This is a genomic window from Saccharomonospora sp. NPDC046836, from assembly GCF_040645195.1.
GTDB lineage: Bacteria > Actinomycetota > Actinomycetes > Mycobacteriales > Pseudonocardiaceae > Prauserella_A.
Map to the genome: position 1 here is coordinate 255,168 of NZ_JBEYXW010000006.1, position 26,610 is coordinate 281,777.

24 protein-coding genes are annotated in these 26,610 nt (G+C 67.9%); 15 read left to right on the forward strand and 9 right to left on the reverse strand.

Annotated features, from left to right (window positions below; genetic code table 11):
- Nucleotides 1-18 precede the first annotated feature (18 nt).
- Both ABZ863_RS11090 and ABZ863_RS11095 read left to right on the forward strand, forming a co-directional pair.
- The gene (locus ABZ863_RS11090) at nucleotides 19-405 is read left to right on the forward strand and encodes a hypothetical protein (RefSeq protein ID WP_358533819.1); all 387 of its coding nucleotides are present in this window, start codon (nucleotides 19-21) and stop codon (nucleotides 403-405) included.
- Nucleotides 405-1,487 carry a site-specific integrase gene (locus tag ABZ863_RS11095; RefSeq protein WP_358533822.1) on the forward strand — a complete coding sequence of 361 codons (1,083 nt, stop codon included), beginning with the start codon at nucleotides 405-407 and terminating at the stop codon, nucleotides 1,485-1,487. Before ABZ863_RS11090 ends, ABZ863_RS11095 begins: the two co-directional genes overlap by 1 nt.
- A gap of 143 nt (nucleotides 1,488-1,630) precedes the next feature.
- Here ABZ863_RS11095 and ABZ863_RS11100 read toward each other — a convergent pair whose 3' ends face one another.
- On the reverse strand, nucleotides 1,631-2,119 hold the full coding sequence (locus ABZ863_RS11100) for a hypothetical protein (protein WP_358533825.1): 489 nt from the start codon (nucleotides 2,117-2,119) through the stop codon (nucleotides 1,631-1,633).
- A gap of 359 nt (nucleotides 2,120-2,478) precedes the next feature.
- Here ABZ863_RS11100 and ABZ863_RS11105 point away from each other — a divergent pair, with 359 nt between their 5' ends.
- The gene (locus ABZ863_RS11105; RefSeq protein ID WP_358533828.1) at nucleotides 2,479-2,778 is read left to right on the forward strand and encodes a hypothetical protein; all 300 of its coding nucleotides are present in this window, start codon (nucleotides 2,479-2,481) and stop codon (nucleotides 2,776-2,778) included.
- Nucleotides 2,779-3,362: 584 nt separating this feature from the next.
- Here ABZ863_RS11105 and ABZ863_RS11110 read toward each other — a convergent pair.
- From ABZ863_RS11110 to ABZ863_RS11120, 3 genes are all read right to left on the reverse strand, one after another.
- A complete protein-coding gene (locus tag ABZ863_RS11110; protein WP_358533831.1) occupies nucleotides 3,363-3,485 on the reverse strand; it encodes a hypothetical protein in 123 nt (40 codons plus the stop codon).
- Nucleotides 3,486-4,027: 542 nt separating this feature from the next.
- On the reverse strand, nucleotides 4,028-5,002 hold the full coding sequence (locus ABZ863_RS11115; RefSeq protein ID WP_358533834.1) for a hypothetical protein: 975 nt from the start codon (nucleotides 5,000-5,002) through the stop codon (nucleotides 4,028-4,030).
- Nucleotides 5,003-5,285: 283 nt separating this feature from the next.
- The gene (locus ABZ863_RS11120) at nucleotides 5,286-5,525 is read right to left on the reverse strand and encodes a hypothetical protein (protein WP_358533837.1); all 240 of its coding nucleotides are present in this window, start codon (nucleotides 5,523-5,525) and stop codon (nucleotides 5,286-5,288) included.
- Nucleotides 5,526-6,056: 531 nt separating this feature from the next.
- Between ABZ863_RS11120 and ABZ863_RS11125 the strand changes: the two genes are divergently transcribed.
- Both ABZ863_RS11125 and ABZ863_RS11130 read left to right on the forward strand, forming a co-directional pair.
- Nucleotides 6,057-6,533 carry a hypothetical protein gene (locus tag ABZ863_RS11125; protein ID WP_358533840.1) on the forward strand — a complete coding sequence of 159 codons (477 nt, stop codon included), beginning with the start codon at nucleotides 6,057-6,059 and terminating at the stop codon, nucleotides 6,531-6,533.
- Nucleotides 6,526-7,707 carry an MAB_1171c family putative transporter gene (locus ABZ863_RS11130; RefSeq protein WP_358533843.1) on the forward strand — a complete coding sequence of 394 codons (1,182 nt, stop codon included), beginning with the start codon at nucleotides 6,526-6,528 and terminating at the stop codon, nucleotides 7,705-7,707. Before ABZ863_RS11125 ends, ABZ863_RS11130 begins: the two co-directional genes overlap by 8 nt.
- 47 nt (nucleotides 7,708-7,754) lie before the next feature.
- Here the strand turns inward: ABZ863_RS11130 and ABZ863_RS11135 are convergent, their stop codons facing one another.
- Entirely contained in the window at nucleotides 7,755-8,465 is a 711-nt protein-coding gene (locus ABZ863_RS11135; RefSeq protein WP_358533846.1) for a hypothetical protein, read from the reverse strand.
- Nucleotides 8,466-8,720: 255 nt separating this feature from the next.
- On the reverse strand, nucleotides 8,721-9,005 hold the full coding sequence (locus tag ABZ863_RS11140; protein WP_358533849.1) for a hypothetical protein: 285 nt from the start codon (nucleotides 9,003-9,005) through the stop codon (nucleotides 8,721-8,723).
- A 36-nt stretch (nucleotides 9,006-9,041) separates the two neighbouring features.
- Here ABZ863_RS11140 and ABZ863_RS11145 point away from each other — a divergent pair, with 36 nt between their 5' ends.
- From ABZ863_RS11145 to ABZ863_RS11185, 9 genes are all read left to right on the forward strand, one after another.
- Complete coding sequence (locus tag ABZ863_RS11145; protein ID WP_358533852.1) at nucleotides 9,042-9,824, forward strand: hypothetical protein; 783 nt, start codon at nucleotides 9,042-9,044, stop codon at nucleotides 9,822-9,824.
- A gap of 221 nt (nucleotides 9,825-10,045) precedes the next feature.
- Nucleotides 10,046-10,333: a hypothetical protein gene (locus tag ABZ863_RS11150; RefSeq protein ID WP_358533855.1), complete on the forward strand. Its 288-nt coding sequence runs from the start codon at nucleotides 10,046-10,048 to the stop codon at nucleotides 10,331-10,333.
- A 3-nt stretch (nucleotides 10,334-10,336) separates the two neighbouring features.
- Complete coding sequence (locus ABZ863_RS11155; protein WP_358533857.1) at nucleotides 10,337-11,167, forward strand: hypothetical protein; 831 nt, start codon at nucleotides 10,337-10,339, stop codon at nucleotides 11,165-11,167.
- Nucleotides 11,164-12,594, forward strand: coding sequence for a hypothetical protein (locus tag ABZ863_RS11160; protein ID WP_358533860.1), 1,431 nt, complete (start codon nucleotides 11,164-11,166; stop codon nucleotides 12,592-12,594). Before ABZ863_RS11155 ends, ABZ863_RS11160 begins: the two co-directional genes overlap by 4 nt.
- Nucleotides 12,591-14,099 carry an SCO6880 family protein gene (locus tag ABZ863_RS11165; RefSeq protein ID WP_358533862.1) on the forward strand — a complete coding sequence of 503 codons (1,509 nt, stop codon included), beginning with the start codon at nucleotides 12,591-12,593 and terminating at the stop codon, nucleotides 14,097-14,099. The genes ABZ863_RS11160 and ABZ863_RS11165 overlap by 4 nt, the downstream gene beginning before the upstream one ends.
- On the forward strand, nucleotides 14,096-15,622 hold the full coding sequence (locus tag ABZ863_RS11170; RefSeq protein WP_358533865.1) for an ATP-binding protein: 1,527 nt from the start codon (nucleotides 14,096-14,098) through the stop codon (nucleotides 15,620-15,622). The genes ABZ863_RS11165 and ABZ863_RS11170 overlap by 4 nt, the downstream gene beginning before the upstream one ends.
- Nucleotides 15,619-16,779, forward strand: a complete 1,161-nt coding sequence (locus ABZ863_RS11175; protein WP_358533867.1) for a C40 family peptidase — start codon at nucleotides 15,619-15,621, stop codon at nucleotides 16,777-16,779. The genes ABZ863_RS11170 and ABZ863_RS11175 overlap by 4 nt, the downstream gene beginning before the upstream one ends.
- Nucleotides 16,780-16,830: 51 nt before the next feature.
- Nucleotides 16,831-18,717: a TraM recognition domain-containing protein gene (locus ABZ863_RS11180; RefSeq protein ID WP_358533870.1), complete on the forward strand. Its 1,887-nt coding sequence runs from the start codon at nucleotides 16,831-16,833 to the stop codon at nucleotides 18,715-18,717.
- Nucleotides 18,714-19,298, forward strand: a complete 585-nt coding sequence (locus ABZ863_RS11185; RefSeq protein WP_358533873.1) for a hypothetical protein — start codon at nucleotides 18,714-18,716, stop codon at nucleotides 19,296-19,298. Before ABZ863_RS11180 ends, ABZ863_RS11185 begins: the two co-directional genes overlap by 4 nt.
- A 471-nt stretch (nucleotides 19,299-19,769) precedes the next feature.
- On the opposite strand, the gene ABZ863_RS11190 is transcribed toward ABZ863_RS11185, so the two are convergent.
- The gene (locus ABZ863_RS11190) at nucleotides 19,770-20,360 is read right to left on the reverse strand and encodes a hypothetical protein (RefSeq protein WP_358533876.1); all 591 of its coding nucleotides are present in this window, start codon (nucleotides 20,358-20,360) and stop codon (nucleotides 19,770-19,772) included.
- Nucleotides 20,357-20,776, reverse strand: a complete 420-nt coding sequence (locus ABZ863_RS11195) for a hypothetical protein (RefSeq protein ID WP_358533878.1) — start codon at nucleotides 20,774-20,776, stop codon at nucleotides 20,357-20,359. Before ABZ863_RS11195 ends, ABZ863_RS11190 begins: the two co-directional genes overlap by 4 nt.
- A gap of 95 nt (nucleotides 20,777-20,871) precedes the next feature.
- Between ABZ863_RS11195 and ABZ863_RS11200 the strand changes: the two genes are divergently transcribed.
- Complete coding sequence (locus ABZ863_RS11200) at nucleotides 20,872-21,144, forward strand: winged helix-turn-helix domain-containing protein (protein WP_358533881.1); 273 nt, start codon at nucleotides 20,872-20,874, stop codon at nucleotides 21,142-21,144.
- A gap of 843 nt (nucleotides 21,145-21,987) precedes the next feature.
- On the opposite strand, the gene mobF is transcribed toward ABZ863_RS11200, so the two are convergent.
- Nucleotides 21,988-26,508, reverse strand: coding sequence for a MobF family relaxase (gene mobF, locus ABZ863_RS11205; protein WP_358533883.1), 4,521 nt, complete (start codon nucleotides 26,506-26,508; stop codon nucleotides 21,988-21,990).
- Nucleotides 26,509-26,610 lie beyond the last annotated feature (102 nt).

Sequence of the window (26,610 nt, forward strand, 5' to 3'; positions counted from 1 at the left end):
GTGGGGGAGTCGAGTCGTGTGCCGGAGGGGGTCCCGGTGTGGGGGATGCCGGCGGCGCCGGTTCCGTCGTTGTCGTTCGACACCGCAGTCATGGAGGCCACGGGCCGGGTGCGGAACCGTGGCGTGCTGGCCGCGCTGGGCTGGGGTGTGGGGAAGCGTTTGCGGGCGACGGTGGTGGGCGGGTCGGTGGTGATCTATCCGGATCGCCACGGTCCGCTGCGGTTGTCGGCGTCGTTGTCGCTGGGGCTGCCCGCTCGGGTGCGGGCGGCCTGTGGTGTGCGGGTGGGAGACCGGGTGCTGCTGGCCGCCGATGCTGTTCGGGGTGTGTTGGCGGTGCATCCACCGGCCGCGGTGACCGAGATGCTGGGCTGGTTGCACGGTCGGCTGGCCGGGGGTGACCGGTGATGGGCGCGCACCCGGTGGCTGATCCGGCGGGCCCGGCGGAGGTGGAGGCGGCCCGGGTGTTGTTGGCCCGGATGGGGATCAACCCCGCCGACCTGATCACCACCGGAGACACCCCCAACCCGGTGGAGCCGCACCGGCGACGGCCGGTGCCGACCTTCAGCGAGTGGATTCCGGTGGTGGCCGGCCTGGTGTCGGCGCGCACCGCGGCGACCTATGGCACGTATTGGCGCAAGATCGAGGTGGCGTGGGGGACGCGGCGGCTGGACGAGCCCACGGCGAGTGAGTTGCGGGGGTTGGCGGAGCAGGCCCGGGCGCAGGCGGTGCCGCGGCGCAACTCCCGCGGTGGTCGTGGGGCGGCGGAGAACCTGATCGCCGCGGCCCGCTGTTTGTATCGGCATGCCGAAGCGGATGGGTTGATCGACGAGCGGGCGAATCCGGGGCGGCGGGTGACCAAACCGCGGCGCATCCCCTCGGCGCGGCGGGCGCTGCCGGATGCGCGGATCGCGGAGTTGAACGAGGTGGTCGCGACCACGGGGGATGACCCCGAGCTGGACGCGCTGATCGTCCGGTTGCATGAGGAGACCGCCGCACGCCGGGGCGGGGCGCTGGCGCTGCGGCCACGGGACCTCGACGAGCATCAGTGTCTGGTGTTGTTGCGGGAGAAAGGGGAGACCGTGCGGTGGCAGCCGGTCTCACCCACCCTGATGCGCCGGCTGCGCGCGCATACCGACACCCGAGGGATGGAGTGTCGGGATGGGCAGTTGTTGCGCTACGCCGACGGGCGGCCGATCACCCACCGCCGCTACGACCACATCTGGACGCGGGTAGCGCGGCATCTGCCGTGGGCGGAGGCGCAGCAGGTGTCCACCCACTGGCTGCGGCACACCACGCTGACCTGGGTGGAACGCCACTTCGGCTACGGCGTGGCCGAGGCCTTCGCCGGACACACCCCGGCGAGGGGACGTGACTCGGCCACCGGCACCTATGTCAAGGCCGGACTCAACGAGGTGGCCGCCGCCCTCGCGGCCCTGACCGGCGAAGCCCACCCACTCGCCGCGCCTCACGGCGGAGCCCCGGTCTGAGTGTTTCACCACGGGGTGCCGGAACCGGTGGAGCTTACAACCGGTTCCGGCACCCCATGGTGAGTGATCCCGCTCAGGGTGACGCTCGTTTGCATGAGCGTGAGGTCATGCGCGGCCATGGCCCGACGTCGTCGCGCCAGATCTCAGGTGTTCGCGCGGTCGAGGTTGTCGTGGAAGAGGCGGAGCATCTGGACAACCATTGCCTCCGGGTAGATCACAAGCATGGCGTGGGCGGGTAGGCCGGCGAGGAGGATTTGCTGTCCCACAGTGATGCGGCTGGCCCGGCGGGCCGCAGCCGGGATCATCAGCGAGGATGTGGCCGGGACTTGGTAGAGACCTTCTGGATTCCGGTGGGCGATGAGCACGCCTGATTGGACGGCGTAGCTTATGGGGTCTCGAGGCTGCCAACCGAGCGCGCCGACGACCGATCGGGCGGAGACCGCGCCGCTGGCGTCGACCCGGCACAATGCGTAGGTCGTTGAGGTGTCAACCGAAAGTGATCCCAGATCCGGCAGGTCGAGTGGTTCCGGCGCTTTTCGCTGAGTCGGATTGTGCGGCCGCAGTGACAGGGCGATCTTGTCCGCGACCGTGATGTCTGCGTTGTTCGGGTGCGGATTCCGCGACGTGAGCATCTCTGCCCGTCCCTTCTCTCATTGTGAGGGAGGACAAATCGGCGCAGTTGTAGTAGTGGCCCGGGGTCGCTGGGCGGGGGAACCTTCGGGTTGAGGACCAGCGCCTCAACGGTGGGTGGAGCGTCTGGATGACAATGTCCATTGTGGCGCGTCGACGCGGTGCTTCGGCAGCAGCTGTGCCAGTCGTGGCGTTCGGCGTGATGCTGGCGGCGTAGGCGTATGGGGTCGGCCGCGCCGTGGACGGGGGTGTACTGAGTGGGGGAATGCCCTGTCAGGTGGTGTTTGGTGGCTGTTCGCAGGTGTTCGGCGAGTGTCCAGGCGTCGCAGTCGTGTGGGCCGCCTTGGTAGGTGTGGCGTTGTTGGATGAGGCCGAGTTGGTGTGCGGCGTCTCGGGCGCGGCGAAGGGTTTTCGGGTCGAGGCACGCGCGCTCGGCCCAACTGCGGATCGAGATCGAACCGTCGTGGAGTGCGATGGGTTCAGCGAGGGCACTCAGCGCCGCCAAGAGTGTGCCTGGCCGGACACCGTGTGGCAGGCGACCACGGTCGTGGGCGCATCGACGGGCGGCTTCGAGCAGCGTGCGCCGCACGGCCTTGATCCGCCGCTGGTCCCGATCATTGGTAAGGCCCCGCGCTGGAGCCAGATCTGGACATCCCGCTAACGGAGGGATGCGGGTTCGCCGGGGACGGTCGCGACCGGCCTCGCCGAGGGCCGGACACCAGCGTTCGGCACGCCATCGCTCCCGTCCGAGCCAGGTGGCCTGTGCGGGCGATGCCTCGCGGAACCGGTCCCAGGCTTGGTCTTCGGTGCAGCTGTCTTCTGCGGCGCTAATGGTGATGGCTGGTGCCCAGAACCATCGTCGCCACGAGTGTTGGCCCAGTTCTCTGGCTTTGCTGCCGGGGATGTTTGCGGCGTTCCAGGCTTCAGAGGCGGTCCAGTGGGCGCGGGCGTAGGCGAGGGCGTTACCGAATTCACGTTCGGAGCGACTCGGCTGGACTGGGCGTTGCCGGGGTTGGTGCCGTCGCCGTGGGCCGGCGGCGCGAGTTCGCGGTTGCGTCGATGGTAGGCCAAGCAGGTCGCTTTTGGACAGTGTCGCGTCGATGATCGGGGCGGGCAGACGGCGACGGTGGGCCGCAGAGAGCAGCCTCAGGCTGGCGCGGATCGTCACCGACACACCGTGATGTGCACTGACGATGCGCGAAAGTTGCAGGAACTCTGCCCGGAGTTGTGTCGGGACGATCGCGATCACGTGCACGTGGCCTGGGCGACCTGATGCACGGCATAGCCACGGGAGGCCGAATCGGTCGCACCAGGAAACAAGATCGTCGCCCACAGCATGACCAGCTTCTGGCTCGGCGCGAGTGTCATCGGGGTCGATATCCACACCAAGTACGCCGGATCGGAGTGTACCGACGATGGCCACAGCATCGGGGCGACCAGCGAGCTCATGCCGTGCCCTGTCAAGCGTTGGTGCGGTGACTATTCGTGCGTTGTCCTCGCCGATGAGGACGTAGGGCGGGCCAAACAGTGAGGTGTCCAAGTCGGCTGGAGAATCAGCAGTCCTCGCGCTGCCTCGCAACGAAGGCGGGTTCGCCGATAGATCTTCCGAGATTACGATCGCCTGAGAGTGCCTGTGCATTGCATTGTCCTTGTGGCGACGATTGCGTTCGTTGGATCGCAGGTGGCCTTGGTAGAGGCGGTTTCACGAGGTCGCGTGCCGCTAGCGAGAACCCGAATTCTGGGAACCGTCCGTCTGCAATGGATGGTTGATGCGATAGGGCTATTGCCCGCAGCTGCAGGGAAGAGGTGCTAGCGAAACCGTCGCGCTCAGGTGTTCTTCGAGTCATGAACCGTCCAAGATGGGCTCCTGCGCCGGGCGATGTAGCCTCGGGCGCTTGTTGTGTGGCGGGTTAGTCGTGGCCGGGATGAGCACGGGTGAGTGCGCGGGCGAGTTCGGTGTTCACGGCGGCGGCCTCGGGTGTGCGGCGGCCGTGTCCGCAGGCTGCCGCGATGGCTGTGACGGGCGCGTCGAGGGCTTGTTCTGTCAGGCGTAGGGCGGTGTGGGAGTCGGCTGGGTTGTGTTCGTCGGCGACGCCGGCGATGACGCTGATGCCTGTGCGGAGGTGGGGGAGGGCGCGGTAGAAGTGGGCGTCGGTGGATGGCCCGGTTGTTCTGGTGTAGAGGGGGATGTGTGCCAGGGGCATGGGGTAGCCGAGCTTGGTGAGTTTGCGGTGCATGGCGTTGAGGAAGATCACCGGGGCGACGAGGTCGGATGGTGTGACCAATGGTTGCGGGCCGAGGTCGCCATGACACAGGTGGATGATCCACTGGGCGTGCGGTGGTGTGGCGGCAATGAGTTGTGCGGTTTGCTGGGCAAGGCCGAAGGAGAGTGCGTGCCAGAGCCGGCGCGGGGTGCGGTCGTAGAGGGCGAGCACGGCGGTGGTTTCGAGCTGGAAGACGATCTCGTCGCTGAACTGACGGTGGATGTCGAGGACCTCGGCCACGACGGCCTCGCGGAACACCGGCAGGTGGGTGAGAGCGGGTGGCTGCGCTCCGAAGCAGAAGTAGGCGAGGTCGAGCGGGTGACTAATAGGTACCTGGTGCGGTGGGAGCTCCCGTGCCGTGCGGAGGCGAGGCCGTGCCGCCATGGCCACTGCGGTGTCCTCGGCGCGGTTGGGGGCGACGTGATACGGCTGCAACCGGTGCTGCGGGGCGAGCGTGTAGGTGGGCAGGCCGCCGTAGGTGGCCGAGGTCGCGGGTTGGGCTGGCTGTAGGGCGGGGACCGTCGCCAGGCGTTGGAGCCAGTCGATGAGCCCGTGCGGCTGCGGCTCACAGGGCAGGGTGAGGAGTTCGACGTCGGCTGTCTGGTCGAGGAACCACTGCATAGTCTGTTGGTTGTCGCCCAGGAGTTCCGGGGGTAGCGACCCGAGGAAGTGCACCGCGCGCTTCGGTTGATCAACGTTGCTGCTGGGTGTTTGGGATGCCGGATGGGATAGGACGGTCGCGGGCATGGTCTCCCCTCACTGCGACGCGTGGACAGAACGGATGGCTTGTGACCGCTCGGCGTTGAGGGGAGGAGCGCCGGTTGAAGCCTGGATTGCTGTAGGGGTGGCCCGTCCTCGTGGGGGCAACGAGGACGGGCCACGCTTTTGTCGGGTTGCTTGGGTCTTAAGGCCGGTACAACGGCGAGGGCGATGGGTCTGCGGGCGTGGCGGCAGCGGGAGCCATGGTCGCGTCGGGCTGCGAGGCTGCCAGTTGTGGCGGGGTGACCGCATGGCCGATTCCGGGCGCGTTCGAGATCGCGTATGCGGGTGCTGTGCTGCAGGAGCTGACGGCGGCGGTGAGCAGAGCACTGGCGGCGAGGCCGGCGAGGGTCAGACGGGCCGGTAGCTGACGTGTCGTAGGCATGGAAAATCTCCTTGTGGATGCCTTGACGACGGGGAGGCGCTGGAACCAGGACACACCAGCGAGAAGTCAAGTGAAGTGATCTCGATCTAGCTCAACGTAGAAGCAGGCGCCCAAAAAGTCAACAAAAGTGGTCAGACTCGAGGATTGAGATAGAGTGCGTCGTCCGGAACAACAGGAGTCCGTTGCCCTTCCAGCGGGACCGTGGAAGCAGCTGCCTGTGCCACGAGCTGGTGTGCGGTGAATGTGTCAGGCGTGTTAGTAGGACCACTCAGGACGGTTGGCGCTGGCTCTGATACCGCCGAGCTCGTATTCACCCGATCGTGTCACGGTGGGTGAGAGATTTGCCCCGGAGTGTGTCTGTTTGTGGTTTAGTTGCGATCTTGAGAAAGCGGTTGGGTGTGGTCCGGTTGGGGGCGCGGTGGGCCACATTCGCTGTGCGGCGCGAACGGCGGGCCCCCGCCGCCGGCTTGATGGCCGGGGTTGCCTAGTTCGTGGCGTGGAATTGTGCTCGCGAACAGGGGAGACGCGCTGGTGGGATTCAACCAAGATCGTCGCGAATTGAAGCATCGTTGTGACGGGCTGATCGACTTGCTGCCGATCCCGGTGCCCTTCGAGGTGACCGGCTTCCTGCAGGCTTTCAACCGGGGGCGCGCGAGGCCATTGGAATTGTGGCGAATCAACCCGGTGGATGCTCTGCCCGCGGGCATGTATGTGCCGACCGCGGAGCGGGACTACGTATTCGTGGTCCGTGGTACTAGCGCGGGGCACGTCCGTCATCACGTGTTTCACGAGATCGGGCATATCATGCTCGATCACCGGTGCGAGCGGCTTCCCGGGGCGGCCCGCACGGCAGCGTTCCATGCGGAGGAACAGGAAGCGGAGTTCTTCGCCTACCGGCTGGCCTCGCGAGTGCGCGCTGAGGAGCGTCGGCACTGGTTGCGTGGGCCGCAGCGACAACTGCGTTCGGCCTTCGGGCCAGATCGCCAGTTGCGCATGAACCATGGCTGATCCGCTCAGCATCGTCGCTTACGCGGCGGCTGCTGTGGTGTTTGGTGAGGCAATCCGGAAGGCCATCGTCAACCAGCGGTTGGGGCATGAATTCAGTCGGTTCTGGATGGCCCTCGGGCTAGCGCTGATCGCGGTGTCACTCGTGGTTGGCGCGCCGGCCACGATCCGATGGAGCGATCAGCACATGGGGGTCCGCAACCTCGGGATCCTCGTGCACAGCGTGACCGCGATGGCGGCCATGGTGTGTGTGGTGGCCTTTCTGCGCACGGTGGAACAGACCACGATTCGCCTCCGGACTGTCCTGAGTGTGTTCGCCACCTGTATCGGCGTGCTGGTGGTGCTGTATCTCCTCCACGGAAAGACCGACCACGCCTTTGCCGTCAGCGACAACCACCACCCCGCGTCGGTGGCCTTTTCCGTGCTCTACCTGGTGTACATGATCAGCTGCCTCGTTTTGTTCGTGCGCGGTGTGTGGCGCGGCTCCCGTGGCGAGGACCGGGTCGTGCAGTTTGGTGTCTTCCTGGCCGCGCTGGGCGTGGGGGTGGGGTTGCTGGGTTTGGTGTGGAAGCTGGCGGCTGTCCTCACTTCCGTGGCTGGATACCAGTTCCTGCTGTTTGGACGGGCGTTTCCCTACATTGCTCAGATCATCGGTGCTGCGCTGTTCGCAGCGGGCTCGGTGTTCGCGGCGGCGGTGCGACGGCTGCACGATCGCCGACACCATGATCGTGCCCGGGAGGTGACGCGGCTGTGGCATGTGCTTGAGCCCGTCCGAGTCGAGACAACGGTTTTGCGTGGCACCGGGCAACCCGGCCTGCGCCAGCAAGTGGTCGAGATCCAGGATGCCCGCCTGTTCCTGCGTGCGCACATTCATCCGAACCTTCGTCGACTCATCACGGAGGTCAGTCACGCGCGGAACGTGCGAGGCCGCCGGGCACTCGCGGTCGCCGTCGCCGCGGAGCTACGGGGGGCATTACTGGCGTTTCAGGAAGGGATCGCAGCGCCCCCCGCCTACACCAAGGTGGATGCGAGACCTCAGCACACGACGTTGGTTGCCGACGACGACAACGAACTCGCCTGGCTGGCCGACATATCCCGGGCAATGCATCATCCCGCTGTCGAAGAGGTTGTCGCACGGGCCCAGGCATGTGTTGCCAAGGACCGTGCCACACGGTAAAGCGAGATCTTGCCGCCGGCCCGTAGGCCGGGTCGCACGGTCACGCCTTACTGCGGGCGGTCCTCCGCTGAGGTGCGCTTCGGTGGCTTGGACGGAGGCGTTGGCGTGTCCGCGGGATGCCGGCTCGCCCGGTCCCGGGAAATCGCTTCCAACACGGCGAGAAAGGCGTACCGGCTCGCATCGCCGGTCTCACCGAGGGTGCGTTTGATCTCCCGCGGTCGTACCCCCTGGAAGCCGACCTCGGTCATGAGTTCGTAGGCACGCCGTTCCAGCTCGTCGAGTCCGGCGGCCTCGGCCTTGCGGTCCTCGAACTTGCTGGCCGGCACCGTGGGATCCAGTAGTCGGTGCTCGAGGCGCCAGAACTCTTCCAGCGCGTTGGCGACGTCGGCGCGTGGCTTGGGCCGCTCACCATCGCGGTATTGGTACATCGCGCTTTTCGTGAAGCCCCGCCCGGTCCGCTGCTCGACCCAACGCGCCACCACCGGTACGCGGGCGAGCTTGCGCTTCAGGCCACGCGGTGCGGCGGCAATCACGTCGGGATCGATCACGGGTTCACGGTTCAGCTCATAGAAGTACGACTCATGCTCGAGCAGATACGACAGCCGCTCTGCCAACGTGGGAAGTCCCAGCAGCGTCTTGGTCAGCGCCTCTTGATCGCGATCCGAGCGCAGGGGGATGGGCGACTCGATGTCCTGAGGTTCACGGTCGCGTTCTCCGGACGGTTCGGGTTGCGGTGTGCGCTGCGCCACCGTCAGCACCCCTCCTTTTGCCTGTCCTGGCCTGCACGGCCGCGCCACGTAGCTGGCCGTACCGCCACCACTGTCTCAGAGATGACAATAGTTGACAATGCCGCAGGCTGCTCCTTACCCTGATCGGAGATAGTCAACTTTTGTGGTCGATCGACTAGCTGGCCGCTCCTCCCCTTGAACAACCGGCCCGGCAGCACAGCTGCTGTGGCCGCTGCTCCGTTGTTTCGGGCAGGGGAGGAATGCATGTGTCCAGGATCCACGACATCAGTGCGCGGCTCGCGTCGAGAGCACCCCAGCCACCTGCTGCGCGCATTTGCTGACGACCTTGCGCGACAAGTTAAGGCTGCGGCGCCGGGCGCGGGCAGTGCTGATCGTGACGCCGCAGTCGAGGCGGGCCTGCTCGCATCGGCGCGTGCCGCTGCTGCGCAAGTTGATCGTGACGACGACCCACTCACGCACCCTGACCGTATTGGTGCGGACATCGCTGCGCGCACCGCGATGGCGGCCGGGGCGGTGGCGCAGCACCGGGGGCCTCTCGACGCGTTGCACCCTGTTGACTGGCGCCGGTTTGGTCTGGTTATCCCGGTGCTCGCGGCGTCGCCTGGGTGCGGGGCGACGGTCACGGCGACCGCGGTGGCGGATGCGCTGCAACTGTCGGGGCGTGCGGTACTGATGGTGGACACGGCTGACCCGGTGCGATCAGGACTGAGTCGCGCGACCCGCACGGAGGGGCCGCTCGTCGCGGGACCGCACCCGGCGGTGGGGATCCGGTTCTCGTGGCGAGCCCGGGCGATACTGGCCCGGATCAATACTTCGCTGCCGGTGCTGGCGCCGAGCATGGTGCCCCCACCGCCGTTCTGGCAGCCCGGCGATCGTCGGCTCGATGTCACTGTCGTCGATATCGGATGCGACGCGTGGCGGGTGAGCGCACACCCCTTGGCTGGTGCTGGCGCCTGGCTGCAGACGGGTAGCCCCTCGCCGCGTCCGCTCTTGGTCGTCCGTCCCACCGTGCCGGGGCTCGCCCATGCGGAGCAGGTGCTGGCTCGTCTGGAGCCCTGGATCCGGCTCGGCGCGGCCACTCCGCCGACGCAGATGGTGGTCCTGGGGGCGACACGGTGGCCGAACACTGTCGCCGGACACGCCGGCCGCCGCACCGCAGTCCTGATGCGCGACGCCGTGTTCCTGCCCCGCGATCCTGCGGTGGCTGTCCACGGCATCACCGCCGCGGTGACCCCGGCACGACTGCGCGACGCGGCAACACGGCTGCTGCGCACCCTGGGCGCTCTCTCCCCAGCTCCGCCCTCCCGATGGAAAACCCTCGCCCGCCGACCAAAAGGCAGGCGCAGTACCGCAGTCAACCTCGAGTGATCACAGCGGGCTGGCAAGACTTATTGAGTCGCCGGCGACCGGCCGCACTCGGCAGGTCCACCCGCATTGCCGCAACGGCGAAGTTGCCGGCCCGCCGCAACATCTGGTGACAGCGCATCTCGGCCCGATCATCAGCTGATCCAGTTTCACGACACAAGCGATTGAGCCCTCCCACACGATCCGCCTTCGGCGCTGCCGCGGGCGGTGACAGGGGAGGCCACATGCTCGCGCAGACCCTGGCGGACTGGGTTGCCCAGATCCCCAATCCGCGCCCGTCTCCGCCGCCGGGCGACGACCGCATTCTCGGCGTGGTGAACAACGCCAAATGGGCTGCTGGCGTGGCGTTGATCCTTGGCTTCTTCATCGGCTTGATCGTGTGGGCCGGTGGGCGCTGGGTCGATCACCATCGGGCCGGGAGGATCGGCGTGGTCATGATGCTCTGTGCGGTCGGTGGCGCGATCTTGTACGGCATTGGCTGGACGCTGATCAACGATTTCGCGGGCGGCTGAGTCATGATCGATTCCACCATCGACCGGAAGGCGCGCCGCCATGCCGGGGCCCGGCTCGCGGGCATAGCGGCTGCTGTCGTCGTGGCCGCCGGGGCGGCGTCTGTCGCGTATCTGTCCACACGGGACGCTGGCACTGCGGACCGCCCGAGCACCCCAACCGCACCGGCACACACCGAAGCACACCAGCAGTCGAGAGATGCTACAGAGGTCGAGCGCGCGCTCGCTGCCCGACCGATGCTTGAGTTGCCGCCGGATGCGGCGCAACCCCAGCCCCTCACCACCCAAACCGCCGAGCCCGACATCAAGCTCCCGCCCCCGGCGACCACGGTCGGCGCCTGGATCCCAGGCGGGTTCCCGGACACACCCGAAGGCGCGCTCGCGCAGCTGAAAGTGCTCAACGAGACTGCGTTGCGCGGTGGTGATCCCGATGTCTATGGTCGCGCCTACACCGCCTTGGCCCTGCGTGGCGCGCCCCCGGTCGAGGGCAGTGGATTGCACACCTTGTTGAGCAGGTTCCGGCAGAGTGCGGGACTGTCGGCGGGGCAGCTGACACAGGGCCTGACCGTGTCCTACGACGTCACGCACGGGTTGATCAAGGGCAGTGCGGACGTCGGACGGTTCACTGTGGTCTGCACCCTGGGGCAGCTGAGGTTCGACTATAAAGGCCACTCCACGGCATTCGGGATCGGCGACTGCCAGGCCCTGCGCTGGACAGGAACCTCCTGGCGCATCGGCCCAGGGAGCCGCGCCGCCTACGCGCCAGCGGCTTGGCCGGGCAGCGTGGACTCCGTCAAAGCCGGCTATCGGGCGCTGACCGGGGGTGGTGCACGGTGAACCCGCTGGACATCCTCGGACTGCTGGGCGACTCGGCTGGCATCGCCATCGGAGATGTCATGTCGGGTCTGCTCGATGCCATCATGTTGGGAATTTGGGAAGGGGCGCTGGGCATCCTGCGCACGGCATTCAAGATCGCCGACAACTTCTCCATGTTCACCGTGTCCACCACTGAGGGGCCGGTGTCGGTGTTGTGGCCGATGATGCTGTGGATCGGCGGTGTCCTGGCGCTGGGCTTGTTCTTCTGGCAGATCATCGTCACCGTGCTGCGCGGCGGCCGCGGGTTTACCCGCATGGTGGCGGGTCCATTCCAATATGGAGTGGCGCTGGCGGTCACGGTCGGACTCGTCAGCTCGTTCCTTCTCGCGACTGACGCGCTGACCGCGGCCATTCTGGACTCCGCGCTGCAAGCGAAGAACTTCGAGGAAGCCCTGACCATGACGGGGTTCACCGACGCCATCTCTGACAGTGTGAAAGCTGTCGTGCTGGGCATCGCCGGACTGTTCGGGGTGGTGCCCGCTGCCCTCGGCTACGTCGTGGAGATGTTATTTCGGGAAGCCGCAATTTATGTGCTGGTCGCCACGACTCCGTTGACCGCGGCAGGGTTGCTGGCCAACGTGACCGCCGGATGGTTCTGGAAGACCACGCGGTGGTTGCTCGCGGCCATCGCGATGAAACCGGTCCTCGCGCTCGCCCTCGTGCTCGGTATCGCCATCGCCGGTGGAGCTGAGGGACTTTCGGGGCTGCTGGCCGGCATCGGAGTTCTGCTCGTGTCGCTATGCGTTCCCCTGGTGCTGTTCAAGCTGTTCGCGTTCGTCGACCCCAATACCGACGCGGGTGCGGCGTTCCGCGACAAGCTGCACGACGTGGGGCTGGACTCCTACGGGTCCAACAGCATCGCCGGCCAGGCAGGCAAGGCCGCCACCGGCGGCGGGGGCAGCGGTTTGGGGGCGAGCGAGGGCAGCGACTCCGGGGCGGGTCAAGAACAGGCGAATACCGACCGGTTCGACCGCGCCGCAGCCTTCGAGGACTGGGGAGAGGACGGGGGCGGGCTCGAGGCTGCCGGGGTCGGCGACGACCCCGCCGGAACCGCCGCTACCCACGGCAGCGACTGCAAAACGGGTTCGGGGCGTGGCGGCAGCGCCGAGGGCAACGGTGACACGACCGCGGACGCCTCGAGTGCGACCGGTGGTGCAGACCCTGGCGCACCGGACGTTGCCGATGACCACCCGCCCAACCCAGCTCACGGCGATGGCGACGGCGGTGGGGGAGACCGCGATGGGGGCGATGACGATCCACCGACACCCAACGGACCCGGCCCCGGTGGAGGCAGCCCGTTGCCGCCGACTGGTGGCGGCCCGAGTGCGCGCGGCGGCGGGGACGCCCTGGAGGACAAGGAAATCGAACAAGCGGCGGTGAGCGCATGACGCCCCGTATCTACCGCGGCCTGGGCCGGCGCGAGCACGCCGGATGGATCGCGGGGCTCACCCCGGGGCAAGCCCTGGCCTGTATCGCCCTGGCAGTACCGGTAATCGTGGCCTTGGCCGCAGGAAACCTCGCCCAGGCCCTCGTGTTACTCGCCGTGTCCGCGTCGGTCGCGGCGCTGGTTGTCGTGCCGGTGCGTGGCCGCCCCGCGCTGCGCTGGTTGGCGCACCTGTTGCTGTTCCAGGTCGGCATCGCGTTTGGGTGGTCGCGCTGGCAGGCCAAAGCCGCCAGTGGAGCGCCGGTCGATCCCGGTGAGCCCGACCTGCCCGGTGTCCTGGCGCGGCTGCGGTTCCCCGATGGCCCGCCCCTGCGCGACCTCGGCCGCGTCTGCTTGATCCACGACACCGCCGAGGGCCGATGGGGCGCGACCGCGCGATTGACCCACGGCGGCGTGGGCATGCTCTCCGACGGCGACTGCGAACGTCTGGCCCACCGGTTGGGCAACCTGCTGCTGGCCATCGGGCAGCGCGAGGTCGTCGACCGGATGACCCTGCTGGTGCGCACGGTGCCCGACGACGGCGCCGAGTACGCGGCCTGGCGGGCCGGCCACGACGCACCCGGTACCCCGGCGCTGGCGCGCCAGGTCACCACCGAACTCGACCGCGTCGTGGGCGCGGTGTCCGTGCGCCACGAGGTGTTCGTGACGCTGTCCGGCACGGAAGAAGCGCTGCGCCGCCCCGCCTCGGCAGCGGGTGGGGGGATCGCCGGCCGCGCCGCAGCCTTGTACCGGGTGCTCGACGGGTTGGAGGACAAACTCAGATCCTTGGGGGCGAGGAGCGTGCGATGGCTCTCCGGCGCGGAACTGGCCGAAGCCATCCGCACCGGTTTCAACCCCGCGACCGCCGCGGGCCTGGCCACCTACCACCACAGCGAAACCTCGCGCAGTGCAGGGGCGGTCAGTTGGGCCGCGGCCGGCCCCACCCATGCCCCGGCCCCGTCCGGGCGGGCCTACCACCACGATGGGTTCTCCACCGTCTCCTACTCGGTGCTCATGCCCGCAGCCGGCACGGTGTTCGGCTCCCTCGGTGCGCTGCTGGCGGTCCGGACCCCGGGGGAGCGGCGAAGCCTGGCCATCCACTATCAGGTCCTCCCGCCCCGCCGGGCCCGCAACCTCGTGCGCGGGCACCGGTTCCGCTCCGGCGTGGTCCGGGACTGGAAAACCTCCAAGGGCTTCAACAGCAGCGCCGCCGACAGCCGCGACGCCAGCGGAGCCCACGCCCAGGAGAAAGCCGTCGCCGCCGGGCATGGCCTCGTCCGCTTCGCCGCTGCGACCGCGGTGACCGTGCCCTCGCACTGGAACATCGAGGACCACGCGGCTCGCCTGGAAAACGACATCGCCGGCAGATTCCAGTTGCTGCGCATGGAATTGGCCCAGGACTCCAGCTTCGTCGCGGCCGTCCTGCCCGTCGGAATCGGGCTTCCCCGCCTGCGCGGAGGCGCCCTATGAACCGCTCGACGCCGAACCGGGAGCGCTCCGCCGCGCAACTGCTGGCCACCTTCGGCTCCGCCCCCAGCACCAGACCCACCCCGCCGGCGGTGACCCGGCCGCCGAGACAACGTCTGAACCAGCCTGTCGCGCCGCGGCGCGGCCACCCGCGCCGGGGCCAGGGCTGGTCACCCGTGCTCCCCCCGCTGACCGTCTATCAGGCCAGCACACACGAGATCGGTGGCCTGTTCCCGCTACTGTCGGCCACCCCCACACCGGCAGTGGGGGCGCGTATCGGCTACGACGTGCACTCCGGCGGCGCGTTCTACTGCCATCCCGTGGAGTGGGTGCTGCGCAACATGTGCGCCAACCCCAACATGGTGATTTTCGGTGAACCCGGCAAGGGCAAAAGCTCCACCGTTGTGGCCTTCCTCCTCCGCATGATGGTGTTCGGGGTCCGCACCCTCATCTCCGGGGATGTGAAAGGGGAGTACAGCCCACTACTCCGGGCGCTGGGTGTCACACCGATCATGCTCGGCAGCGGCAGCCACGCCCGGCTCAACGCCCTGGACCTGGGGCCGCTGGCGGCCCGCTGGAACGGCTGGAGCGTCGACCGACAGCGCGAAGAACTCGACAGTGTCCTGGGCCGCTGGGTGCAGCTACTCGTCGCGCTGGCCGAAGCGCAAGGCTACAACCCCACGGTCACCGACGAGGCGGTGCTCTCCGCGGTCCTGCGACGACTCATCGGCGCGGCCGAGGGCTACACCCGGCTCCGCCCCATCACCATCCCCGACGTCCACCGCGAACTCGCTAACCCTGACCTCGCGCTGTGGCAGGAGATGCGATTCTCTAACCGACGGCACTTCCTGGACCATTTACGGTCCATCACCGATGCCCTCGCGAACTTGATCTCGGGCCCGCTCGCCGGACTGTTCGATGAGCCGACCAACATCACCGTCGACTGGGACGCTCCAGCCCAGAGCATGGACCTGTCCCGCCTGCGCTCCCGCGGGGACCACGCCGTCGCGATCGCCCTGACCTGCCTGGGCTCGTGGTCATCACTGGCCACCGACCTGCAAGAAGACGGTGACCTCCGCATCGTGGTCCGCGACGAGATCTGGCGACAACTGCGCCTCGGCCTACGCGCGGTCCAAGCCGTCGACAGCGAGCTCCGCCTGTCCCGAGCCGAACGCAAAATCCAGATCCTGGTCAGCCACAAACCCTCCGACTTCCTCTCGGTCGGCAACACCGGATCCCAGGAAGTCGCGATCGCCAAAGACCTCCTCGCCCTGTGCAGCACACGGATCCTTTTCGGACAGTCCACCCGTGTCGCCGACGAACTCGCCGACGACCTCGCCCTGTCCGACAAGGAACAACAGACCACAACAGGATGGGCCAACGACCGCAAAGGGCGCGCGTTGTGGAAGGTGGAAAACCGCACCGGCTACAAGGTGCAGACCGTCCTCAGTCGACTGGAACAGACCATCTTCGACACCAACGCCCAACTCCGTCAGCGTCACCGCGACACCAGGGAGCCGCGGTGACCGAACCAGCCACCACCAGCGGGGGCGGGGGTTCGCTCGCCATGATCTCGGCTGCCGTGACAGCTGTGGTCGCGATCCCGATCGCGACCACAGCGATCGTCCTGGGAACGGCCACAGCCGGCGCGGTCGTGGCGTTGTCGGGCTGCGACCGCGGCGGCCCCGGCGGCGGTAGCGTGGCCGTGCACCAACAGGTGCTCGACGCCGACCAGATGGACATCGCACGCACGATCGTCGACGTCGTCCACCAGCGAGGTCTCCCGCGCCGGGCGGCAGTCCTCGCCGTCTCCGCCGGGATGGTCGAGTCGGCACTGCGCAACCTCAACTACGGCGACCGCGACTCACTGGGCGTGTTCCAGCAACGCCCGTCCCAAGGGTGGGGAACACCCACCCAGATCCTGAACCCCGTATACGCGACGCACACGTTTCTCGACGCGCTGATCGCGCTGCCCGGCTGGGACACCATGCCGCCCGGCGTCGCCGCGCAAGCAGTCCAGCGCAGCGCCTACCCGGACCGCTACGCCCCCAGGGAAGACGCGGCCGCCGCCATCGTGGCCCAATTCTGGACCGGCCCAGACAACCCCACACCACCCACTTCGGACGCCGACAGCGGTACCGAAGCGATCCAGGCGGTGACCGCGAAGACCCGGTGCCCCGACCTCGGCGGTTCCAACATCCCCCTGCACCCCGACACGGTGGACCCCACGACGCTGCCCGTGGGCTACACACTGCCCCGCGATTCCCGGCAGGCCGCCGCGGTGTCGTTCGCCCTGGCGCAACTGGGCAAACCCTATGTGTGGGGAGCGAAAGGACCGGACAGCTACGACTGTTCCGGCCTCATGCTCGCCTCGTGGGCCGCAGCGGGCGTCGGGATCCCGGCAGGCACCATGAACCAAGTCCACGCCGGGCACGCCGTAGCGAGTCTCGCGCACATCCAACCCGGGGACCTGCTGTTCATTCCCGGTTCCCTCGGCACCCCGCAAGTGCCCCGCCACGTCGGGATCTACGCCGGGCACGGCCTGATCGTCAACTCCTACGACAGCTCCACCGGGGTCATCCTCGAACCTCTGTCGGCCTGGGCAGACCAGATCGTGTCCATACGCCGCGTCGTCACCCCCAGCACGCCCTCCCTGCCACCGGGAGGGAGCGCAACCACGTGACACCCGCGCCCATGACGGTCCCTCCCCAATATCGGGAGGGAGCGGTGCGCCATGCCCCGCGCACGAACCGACAGACTCGCCCTGGACCGCGACGTCGCCCTCGTGGCACTGTGCGTCGCCGCGCTCGCCGGCCTCTGCACGCTTGCGGCGGCCTTGACCACCGCTGCGGTCCTGACCACCGCGCTCCACGGCGGACCCTGGACCTGGCCCCAGCGGCCAGGTGACTGGCTGGGTTTCGCAGCCCGCATCCTGACCCACCCCGGCGCACCCGGAACCAACCTGCCCGAGCCGTGGACCAGCGGACTCGCCGGCCACACCCCGACCTTCTGGATCCTGTTCACCAGCCAAATCCTCGTGATCACCGGCGCCATCCTGGCTGCGATGATCCCCGCCTGGCGCTGGCTAGGACCAGACCAGGCCGGGCACGCCTCCCGCCGTGACCTGCGCAGAACCCTTTCCCCAGCAGCGGCACGCCAGACCGCGCGATGGACACGAGCCGACCTACCCCCGGCCACCCGCCGCCGCTCACCACTGCACGAGATCGCGACGCCCCTGCACCTGGGCCCCCAGCGACAGCGCCTGGTGACCTCGCTGGAAACCCCGACCGGCACCATCGCCCCCACCCGCTCAGGCAAGTCACGCACCGACCTGGTGCACAAAGTCCTCGCCGCCCCCGGAGCATTACTCGCCTCCACCACCAAGAACGACCTCGCCGAATGGGGACTCCTGGCCCGCGCTCGCCGCCCCGACGCCGGTCCGGTCCTGCTCATTGACGCGACCAACACCCTGCGGTGGCCTGCGACAGCACGCTGGTCCCCGGTGTCCGGATGTCACGATCCCGCAGTCGCGCTGCGCCGCGCGGAAACCCTGATCGAAGCATCCGCGCTGGGCCTGGAAGACATCGGAGGCAACGACAAAGTCTTCCGCGGCCGCGCCACCATCGTGCTGCAGGCCTACCTGCTGGCCGCCGCGCTACATCACCGCACGGTCGCCGACCTTGTGAACTGGTCGATCACCAAACCACCCGACCAAGAACCGGTCGAGCTGCTCCGCCCCACCCATCCCGAGCTGGCGTTCAACCTCCGCTCCGAGATCGGCATGGTCGCCGAGACCTCCGACGCGGTCTGGATGTCGGTCCGACGCGCCATCGAACCCTTCATGAACCCCGCCATCCGGCACTTCGCCACCCCCGGGCCCGGAGAAGAACTCAACATCGACGACTTCCTCGCCCGCCGCGGCAGCCTGTTCATCATCGCCGGCGAACACCAAGCACCCCAAGCCCGGCCGGTGCTGACCGCACTCACCGAACAGATCCTCACCACCGCCCAAGACACCGCGCTACGCCAACCACGAAGACGACTCGAACCGCCCGTCACCGCGATCCTCGACGAGCTCTACGCGGCCACCCCCGTCCCCCGACTGCCCGGCCTTATCGCCGACTCCGCCGGCCGCGGGGTGCTCATCCACTGGTCAGCGCAGTCCCGCTCCCAGCTCGACGAGCTCTACGGCGAACACGGCCGCCTCCAGCTCATCGACAACACCCTCACCCTCACCATCTTCCCCGGACTCAAAGACGACAAAACCCTCGAATGGGTCTCCACCCTGTCCGGGCAGCACCGACGCCGCACCTACCAGCACCACAGCGACGGCTTCCTCGGCGCCGGCCGCGCCGCCATCGGCACCGAGACCGTCCCCACCTACCGCCCCGGAGACATCCGTACCCTTGCCCGAGGCCGCGTCTTGATCCTGCACGCCAACCTCCTGCCCATCCTCGGACGCACCATCGACGTCGAACAACGCCCCGACTGGCCCCAACTCCGCGCCGACATCACCGCGATCCGCAACGGCCAAGCCTCCGTCGACGCGGACGGCTATGCCCGCCCGACCCTTTTCGAGAACGCTCCGAATAGGACATACGACCGTCAGGCGCAGCAGTGAACGACGACGAAGACATCCCAGTCCCCGCACCTAGCGAGGACCCGGCGGGCCCGCCGCAGCGGCGGACCCGGGACGAGCTCGACGCTATGGTCGAAACACTGTGGACCCAGATGCAAAGCCAGCAGGCGCACATCGACCGGCTGCAACAACGCATCACCGCCCTCGAGGACGACCAGGACCACAACCCGCGCCTGGCCCGGTGGCTTCCCTTCGCCGCACCACCCGCCGCCGAGGACAAGCAACACCGCGACGAAACGCCGCTGTTCACCATCGCGCACTTCGTCCGGTACTACAACGAAACCTACGTCGGTAAACCCGGCTCGCGCGCCGTGGCCATCCCCGACTGCTGGCTCAACCATCCCGCCCTACTCGCCGAACTCGCCACACTCACCTACACCTGGAGAGCCGCCCACATCGGCAAGAACGCCTCACCCCGCGACGCCCAATACTGGCACGACCGCTGGCGCGCCGGCTTCGCCGAACGGCTCACCACCGAATGGACACACCCCCACTGCCTCACCGACGGCCATAAGCCCGCCGGCGCACCATCCAGGCCCGACCGGTTTACGAACGAACAGTGAGCGGTTCGCGGGGCTACTTCTCACCCCGGCCGCTGCAAAGTGATCCCGACGTCCACGAGAACCTGTTTGCTGCGCATTGTCAGCGCTACCCACGGGTCGCGTCCTGCCTGTAGGCGCTCGTCGACCCCACCAGCACCCCTAGTGGGGTCCTATTCTTGCCTGCAACGACTTCGGCGCAGGCTTCGCCAACCGGCTCGACCAGGGCCGCTTCGACGAGTGTTGTGAGTTCAGACCCAGCCGGCTGGTGCCTGGCGGACCCGAAACTGGGAGATGTGACCGGGAACCAGATTGGCTCGGTTCGCGATCCCGCAGTGCGGGCCGCTCGTGCTGCTCGACGTACTGCGTGTCTATATGACCAGGCCGAGCTGCAACCGGGCTGGCCGCGGGTGCTGACCGACGAGCGGCTGCGGCTGGCCCGCGCCTCGTGCACGCGTTGCAAGTCCAGGACGTGCACGAGGAGGGCGTAGACCACTATCTGTGTGGGTCGGGGATGTTGAACGTGGCAGAGATGGCGGCGCGGATCGTGGTCACATCCATACCGGCTTGTTCGGTTTCGATCATGCCGAGTTCGAGGAGATGAAGGCCGCGGTGTCGGAAGTAGGCCGCGGCGACGGGGTTGCCGGTGTCTTGGAGTCGGTAGATCATGTCGGCTTCGGCGTCGACGGCACCGTTGATGCGCCGGAGTTGGACGCTGATATCGCCAGAGGGCGGCGGCGGGTCTGGTTCGCGGGGGAAGGCTTCCATGCGCTGGGCGATGATGCGGACTTCGGCGCCGACTTGGTTGAGGTGGTGCGGGTCGTCCGCATGCTCGATGGAGGTGATCAGCAGGCCGATCGCCTCGTATGCTTCGCAGCGCAAACGCACTGCGGCAGTGTCGAGCGGGTTTGCGGGTGGGCGGATGTGTCGTGACCGGCGGGCGGATTCTAGGATGCCCCGTCCGCGGCGTTGCAGGTATTCGAGCGTGCCGTGGCTGGCGATGGTGGCCTCGCTCAGGAGGTCGATCATGTCGTCCCGCTGTTGCGCGGTGAGGCTGGTGCGTCGGCGGAGTCGTCGCAGGATCATGGCCGAGGCTCCGCGGCGATGAGGACCGTGTGGCCGCGCGTGACGAGGTGGGCGCCGACCAACCGCAGCGCCTCCCGCGCAGCGCTGTGGTCGCGGAGCAGGAGATTGGTCGTTTCGGCGCGGATCGCGTCGTCCAGCCGCGTCCGTGCAGAGTCCGGGTCCTGGTCAGGGGGCCGGCGGAGCGCGCGGACGCTGGCGGCCCAGGCTTGTTCTTCTAGGGAATAGTCCTCGTCGGGGAACTCGGCGAGAGGGTGCCACGCGGCCCACAGGAAGACTTCGGCCTGCGCCACATTGTCGTCCAGCAGTGCGTCGGCGATCCGAAGGCACTGGTGGTTGGTGGGCGGCACGGAGAACTCCTCCTGGTTCGTGGTGCTGCTGGGTGTGGGGGGTTGTGACGTCGTTGGTGGTTCCCTCATGGCTCAACTCTCATATTCGCGCAGCTCAAACATAGTCGTCTATAGACTCCTATAGTCGCCTGCAGGCGTCTCTGGCGCAAGGGGAGCGCATAGAGGTGCGTAGGTTCCTGGAGGTGAGCTGGGACAATCGTGCAGATCGCATTGATCACGACGGACCGGACTTCATCTGGGAGCAGGTGGCTGCCGACCTGCGTGCCGACATCGAAAGCGGTTCGCTGGCGCCCGGTGTGCGGTTGCCGAGCGAGTCGGACCTGGCATCGATTTACGGCGTAGCCCGCGGGACGATCGGCCGTGCCTTGCTGAAGCTGAAAGAGGACGGCTTGGTCGTCACCCGCTTCGGCCGGGGCACGTTCGTTCCCCGGCCGTAGCAAGCCCGGCGCGGTACCTAGCGCCGGCATTGTGGTGTGTGCCGTCACCGACGTCCATGCCACTCGTGAGAACCAGCGTTGCCGCACATGCCATTGGCGTCCCTCGCCAGACGCTGGCCCGATGGTGGAGATCTGGTCTGGTAGTGCCTGGCTGCGTGACCGTGGGTGGACACGCCCGCTGGGATGTCACAGATCTCCGGTATCAACTCTGCGCAAACCCACAGCTCGTGGTCCTGACCAAGGAACAATGCGAGGCCATTGCGGAGGCGCTGGCCGACGACAACGCACGTCAAGCTGAGGTCATGTTCTATGCGGCCCGGAAGCCGCAGGAGACGTTCACGCTGGACCAAGGGTTCACCGACGCGGAGCTGGACTGGATCGCAGAGATCCGGCGTCTCGGGGCCACCGGCAACCAGCCCAAACAATCACGCTACCCGCTCAGCAGTGGCCTTGAGTACGTCTGGGAACAAGTCTGCAACCACCTGGTACAACGGATTGAAGCCGGAGAATTCGACGGCTGGCTACCGAGGCGCAAGACCCTCCCACTGAGTACGGCGCCAGCGTCCGCACCATCGACCGCGCCGTTCACGAACTCGCCGAACGAGGCCGTGTCGTGTCCCTGCCGGGCAAGGGCACCGCTATCACCTGACGACAGCAAAGCTGAGCTGCCGCCTGTGACAGGTCAGGGCGGCGCGCTCCGTGCTGCCGCCAGGGCACGCCCAGCTTCCTGGACGCGCCTGCCGTCGACCCTGGGTCGCCCATGCCGAGCTTGTGGTCTCTCGTCGTCGGCTCTGATGACGTCGGCGTGGTTGACCAGCCCCCAGACGCGTTCGTCGTACGGGGTCAATACCCGAGGCCGCTGCGCAGGTCATCGCCTTCGCCGTGTCGCAGGTTGTCAAGTTCGTCGTCCGCCTCGTCGTCCCGTGCGGTGCGGTCGCCTTCGTGTTGTGCGCGCATTGCTGCAGCGCGGGCTGCGACGCCGCTGTGGAACTCCTTGCCGACCGCGTTGAGGGTGTCACGGCGCGATTCGCGGGTGTACATGGCGTCAGATTCGATGTCTTCGCGGTCGGGTGTGGTCATTAGCTGCCTCCAGTCGCGGGTGATTTCTTGCCAGGCTTGGGTTTTGGGGCCGTTCCCTGCGGGTTGCGCACCGAGTGGGGAGGCAGGGTCTGTGGTGCTGATTCCGTAGGTTTCGCGGTACGCGGCGGCTAGTCCCACGGTGTGGTTCCAGTGCTGTGTCTGTTCGGGCTCGGTGGGTCGTGGGCTGAGCTGGGATGCCCAGCGGGGCTGGTCGCGCGTGATCTGGTCGCGGAGTTGGTCGATGCGCGCGGTGATTTCAGCATTGAGCGCGTCGAGTCGCTCGAGCGTCGGCCGGTAGTTGGTTCGGGCGGTGAGGTCGGGGACTGCTTGCCAGGGCAGCGCGCGATGGTGTCCTTCGCCGTGGGCGATGCGGCGGGTGAGTGCGGCGACAAGGGCTTCGCCGGTGCGCCGGTAGTCGCTGGGATGAGCGCCGGTGGTGTTGGTGGCCAGGTGCAGGACGGCCTCGGCCAGCGCCGAATCAGCGTCGAGCCTGTATCTGGTGCCGCCGGCGGCGTGGCGCCACACGATGTCCCAGGAGGCGCTGCTGACCTCGGCGTCGGGGAGGTGCTGGGTCACGATGTGCCGCCAGCGGCCGATCTCCTCGGTGGCGGGGGTGGCAGTGCGTGCGGGTGGCCGATGCCGGCTGGTGTGGGTGGTGATGCGTTTGGCGAGCACGGCGGCGGGGTCGTCAGCCCAGCTGAATCCGGTGTCGTCAGCGAGGGCCCGGACGAGGCGCTCGGCTTGCCAGCCTTGGTCTTGGGCGCGGCTGAGCGCGGCCAGGGCAGCGGGTTCGGCTCCGGCATTGACCGCGGCTGGGACGTAGCGGCCGAGGAGATCGAGGAAGCGGTCCTCGTCGCCATCGCGAGCGAGCCGGTCGTAACGGCGCACGAGCACGTTCAAGGGTTCCAGCGCGTGGCGGTCGTCCTGGCCGGTGAACTCCGCGAAGGAGTCAGCGAGTTCGATCTCGATTGGCTGCGTGCGCTGGACCGCGGCGTGTTGGCTGGGTGGGGGTGGCTCGGTGAGGGTGGTCCAGCGTGTAGTGATGTCGTGCCAGGCGGCGGCCTTGGCGCCGTGGCTGTCGGGTTGCTCGCCGAGTGGTGTGGCGGCGTTGTCGCTGGTGATGTGGAAGGTCTCGCGGTAGGCGGCGGCGAGCCCGGCGAGCTCGTCCCACTGTTCGGCCGCGATCGGGTTGGCGGGGCGAGGTCCCAGGCCCGCCGCCCACGAGGGCGGGGTCTGGACCATGTCGGCGCGCAGGTGTTCGAGCCGTGTGGCGATAGCGGTGTTCGTGTCGTGCAGGTACTGGGTGTGCCCGGGGTGGTGTCGGGTGGCGGCGAAGTCGGGCCGGGCCAGCCACGGCAGCGCGGGTGTGTGGGTTTGTCCGCGGTCGGCGCGGCGCTCGAGTTCGGCGGCGAGTGCGGCTTCGGCGTAGCGATGATCGGGCATGGGGTCGAGCCCGGCGGGGCGTGCGGCGAGCTGGTGGGCCGCGACGGTCAGGGCAGCGTCGATGTCGAATCCGGCAGCGAGTGCGCCCGCGGCGCGCTGCCAGACGGGGTGCCAGGAGGGGTCTTCGACGGCGGCGTGCGGAGCGATGGCGTCGATGATGCCGCACCAGCGGGTCACGTCCGCGCGGTGCGGTGGAACGCTCGGGGAGGGTGGCCGGCGTTGTTGCAGGTCGGTGTTGACGCGTGTGGCGAGCACGGCCCCGGGGTCATCGGCGTCAGTGAGGGAACGGCGACCGAGGGCGGCGGTGAGGATCTGGTCGGGCTGCCAGCCAAGGTCGTGGGCGTTACGCAGGGTCTGGATGAGCGCTGCTTCGCTGTCGAGGTCGAGGGTGATGGGGGCGTGGCGGGCGAGCACGGCGCGGTAGCGGTCCTCGTCGCGGTAGGTGGCGGTGTAGTTGTAGCGCTTCACCAAGGTGCCCATGGATTGTTCTTCGGCGAGGGTGTCTCGCAGGGTTTCGGTGGCCGAGACCTCAGCGGCGACGTGCTGGAGCACGCCGGTGAGGACGGCTTTCGGGGTCTGGGGTTCGGGGGTTTCCTGGTGCTGGTCGATCACGTGATGGTGGGTGATCGCATACAGGTAGTTGTCGCGCATGGCGCGGGTGATGCCGGGGTAGAGCTGTTCGCGGGTCATGGTGGGAGGCACCAGTAGGTGGGCGCTGCCGGTGGAGGTCATGCCCTGAACGCGGTTGATGGTTGCGGCGTAGGCGAGTTCGACATGGGCGCGCACGTAGCCTGCGGGGAGGGTGATCGTGCCCTGGTGGGTGCGGTGTTGCACGGTGATCCGGCCGCTGCGGTGGACTGATTTGATGGTCCAGACGTCGCCGTTTTTCACGAAGTCCTTGCCACCGAACAGGCTGAGCAGTCGTTGGTTGTTACGGGTGACGATCCAGTCGCCGACGCCGGCGGTGGTGGCGTCGTGCAGTTCGACTTCGCGGCCACGGGTGAGGTCACCGCGACGTAGACGGAGTCCGCGGGCTTCGAGGTTGAGTGCCCCGGTGTCGTCGTTGGTCGGCACGATGAGCAATGACTGGATGCCGCGGTCGAGGTCGGCCCGCCAAGCGCTGTGCGCGGCGTTCCGCATCGTTTCCAGCGACCCACCCCGCACACGGTTGTGGGTGAGGTAGTAGCGCAGTCCGCCGGGGTTGCCGTCGCGGATCTGCAGCGACGCGGCCGCTTGCTTGGCCCGGTCGGGGCCTTGGAAGCGCACGATTTCCCGGAAGCGCAGCGCGCCGACGTCGTGGGCGATGAGCCGGATCGCGCCACCGGCTTCGACGGCGGCGAGCTGGGCGTCGTCACCGATGAGCCGAACATCGGCGCCGTGGTGTAGTGCGTAGGTGACGACAGCGTGCAGGGTGTGGGTTCCGGCCATCGCGGCTTCGTCGATGATGACCAGGTCCCCGGCCCGTATGGGGAACGCCCGGTGCGCGAACCCCAGTGCCTGCGTGGTGGTCAGCTGGTGCAGGGTGTGCGGTTTCGCGCCGATCGCGGCCCCGAGCTCTTGTGCGGCGCGGGCGGAGGGCCCGAACGCGTACACCCGGTGTCCGGTCCGCCGCCAGGCGGTGGCGAGGACCTTCATCGCCGTGGTCTTACCGGCGCCGGCGGGGGCGAGCGCGAGCTGCACGCGGCGTCCGGAGCGGGCGAATTCCCGCACCATGCGCTCCTGGCCGGTGTTGAGTTTCTGTTCGGCGAGGGCTTTAGCGACGGTGTCGGCGCGTAGCCGGTGACCGCCGCCGCGGCGGGCCCACGCGACTAGGTCCGCCTCGGCGGCCAGGGTGGCGGTGGTGGTGTAGCGGGTGGAGCGCCGTTCGATGAACACCGATTCGCCGTCGCGGCGTTGTAATGACGGGGGTTCCTCGACCGCAGCCGGCCCTGTCAAGGCGAGCGTGTCCGGTTCGTCGAGGATCGCTGCGACCACGTCATCGATCAGCTGCTCGCGCTTGTCCGCGGGCACCGTTAGGTGAGCTGATTGGCGGTGGGCTTCGGCCGCGAGGTTCCACCAGGAGAAGTGACTGTAGTGTTCGGCGACGACTGCGCGGGTGTTCTGCGCGAGCGCGAGCACGTCGACCGGCTCGTTCTTGGTGTTCATCGGAACGAATGCGCGTCGCCCCAGGGCGTCTAGCACCTCCTGAGGCACGACCTGTTCGGCGTGTTCACGCCAGGCCCGCAGGTGTTCCGGCAGCGTCTTCGGGGGCTGCTTACCGGGGCGGTTGTCGTACTGAGCCGCCCGGTTGATGGCGAAGATGTCTTTAGGTTTCGGCTCCCGACGGTGCTCGTGGCGGAACTGTACGATCCGCGCGGCGCGTGCGGTCTCGAACTGCTGGTGCCGCTGGGAGAACGTCCTCACCAGTTCTACCGGGATACCCGCGAGCTGCCACACGGGACGTTTGAGGTCCACTCCCTCGGCTCCACGCTGGACCCAGGAGGCCCCGTGTTCGCGGAACAGGTCGCGTAACCGGGAGTCGAAAAACTCGCTGGCGGTGACGGTGGCGGCGAGGATGGTGCGCCCGTCTAACGCAGTCCAATCACGGTCGTCGCAGCGCTGCACTTTGGACGACACCAGCGCGTGGATGTGCAGATGTGGGTCAGAGGCTCGGGAATCCCAGTGCTCGAAGAGCGCCGCAGTGATGCCGTTGACATCGACCTGTGCCTCACCCATGTTCCCTCGGCGAGTGAACGCGGCGTTGCGTTCCACGTAGGACAGTGCGTCCCGAGCGGCCTGCCGCAGCAGCCCGGCGATCAGCTCGCGTTCAGGTGGGGCCGACATGGCCCACGCGATCGACACGGACTTGTGTCAATGGCCATTCTTTTCTCCCCGTGGGCGGCCTGGGGTTTTCCCCGCTGGTGGCCACCTGGATCTCCCCGACGACGGCCAGATAATTCCCCG

Coding starts and splice junctions, on each gene's coding strand:
- ABZ863_RS11095 (WP_358533822.1), top strand. CDS start 405: ATGGGCGCGCACCCGGTGGCTGATCCGGCGGGCCCGGCGGAGGTGGAG.
- ABZ863_RS11100 (WP_358533825.1), bottom strand. CDS start 2,119: ATGCTCACGTCGCGGAATCCGCACCCGAACAACGCAGACATCACGGTC.
- ABZ863_RS11110 (WP_358533831.1), bottom strand. CDS start 3,485: ATGACACTCGCGCCGAGCCAGAAGCTGGTCATGCTGTGGGCGACGATC.
- ABZ863_RS11115 (WP_358533834.1), bottom strand. CDS start 5,002: ATGCAGTGGTTCCTCGACCAGACAGCCGACGTCGAACTCCTCACCCTG.
- ABZ863_RS11120 (WP_358533837.1), bottom strand. CDS start 5,525: ATGCCTACGACACGTCAGCTACCGGCCCGTCTGACCCTCGCCGGCCTC.
- ABZ863_RS11130 (WP_358533843.1), top strand. CDS start 6,526: ATGGCTGATCCGCTCAGCATCGTCGCTTACGCGGCGGCTGCTGTGGTG.
- ABZ863_RS11150 (WP_358533855.1), top strand. CDS start 10,046: ATGCTCGCGCAGACCCTGGCGGACTGGGTTGCCCAGATCCCCAATCCG.
- ABZ863_RS11155 (WP_358533857.1), top strand. CDS start 10,337: ATGATCGATTCCACCATCGACCGGAAGGCGCGCCGCCATGCCGGGGCC.
- ABZ863_RS11165 (WP_358533862.1), top strand. CDS start 12,591: ATGACGCCCCGTATCTACCGCGGCCTGGGCCGGCGCGAGCACGCCGGA.
- ABZ863_RS11170 (WP_358533865.1), top strand. CDS start 14,096: ATGAACCGCTCGACGCCGAACCGGGAGCGCTCCGCCGCGCAACTGCTG.
- ABZ863_RS11180 (WP_358533870.1), top strand. CDS start 16,831: ATGCCCCGCGCACGAACCGACAGACTCGCCCTGGACCGCGACGTCGCC.
- ABZ863_RS11190 (WP_358533876.1), bottom strand. CDS start 20,360: ATGATCCTGCGACGACTCCGCCGACGCACCAGCCTCACCGCGCAACAG.
- ABZ863_RS11195 (WP_358533878.1), bottom strand. CDS start 20,776: ATGAGGGAACCACCAACGACGTCACAACCCCCCACACCCAGCAGCACC.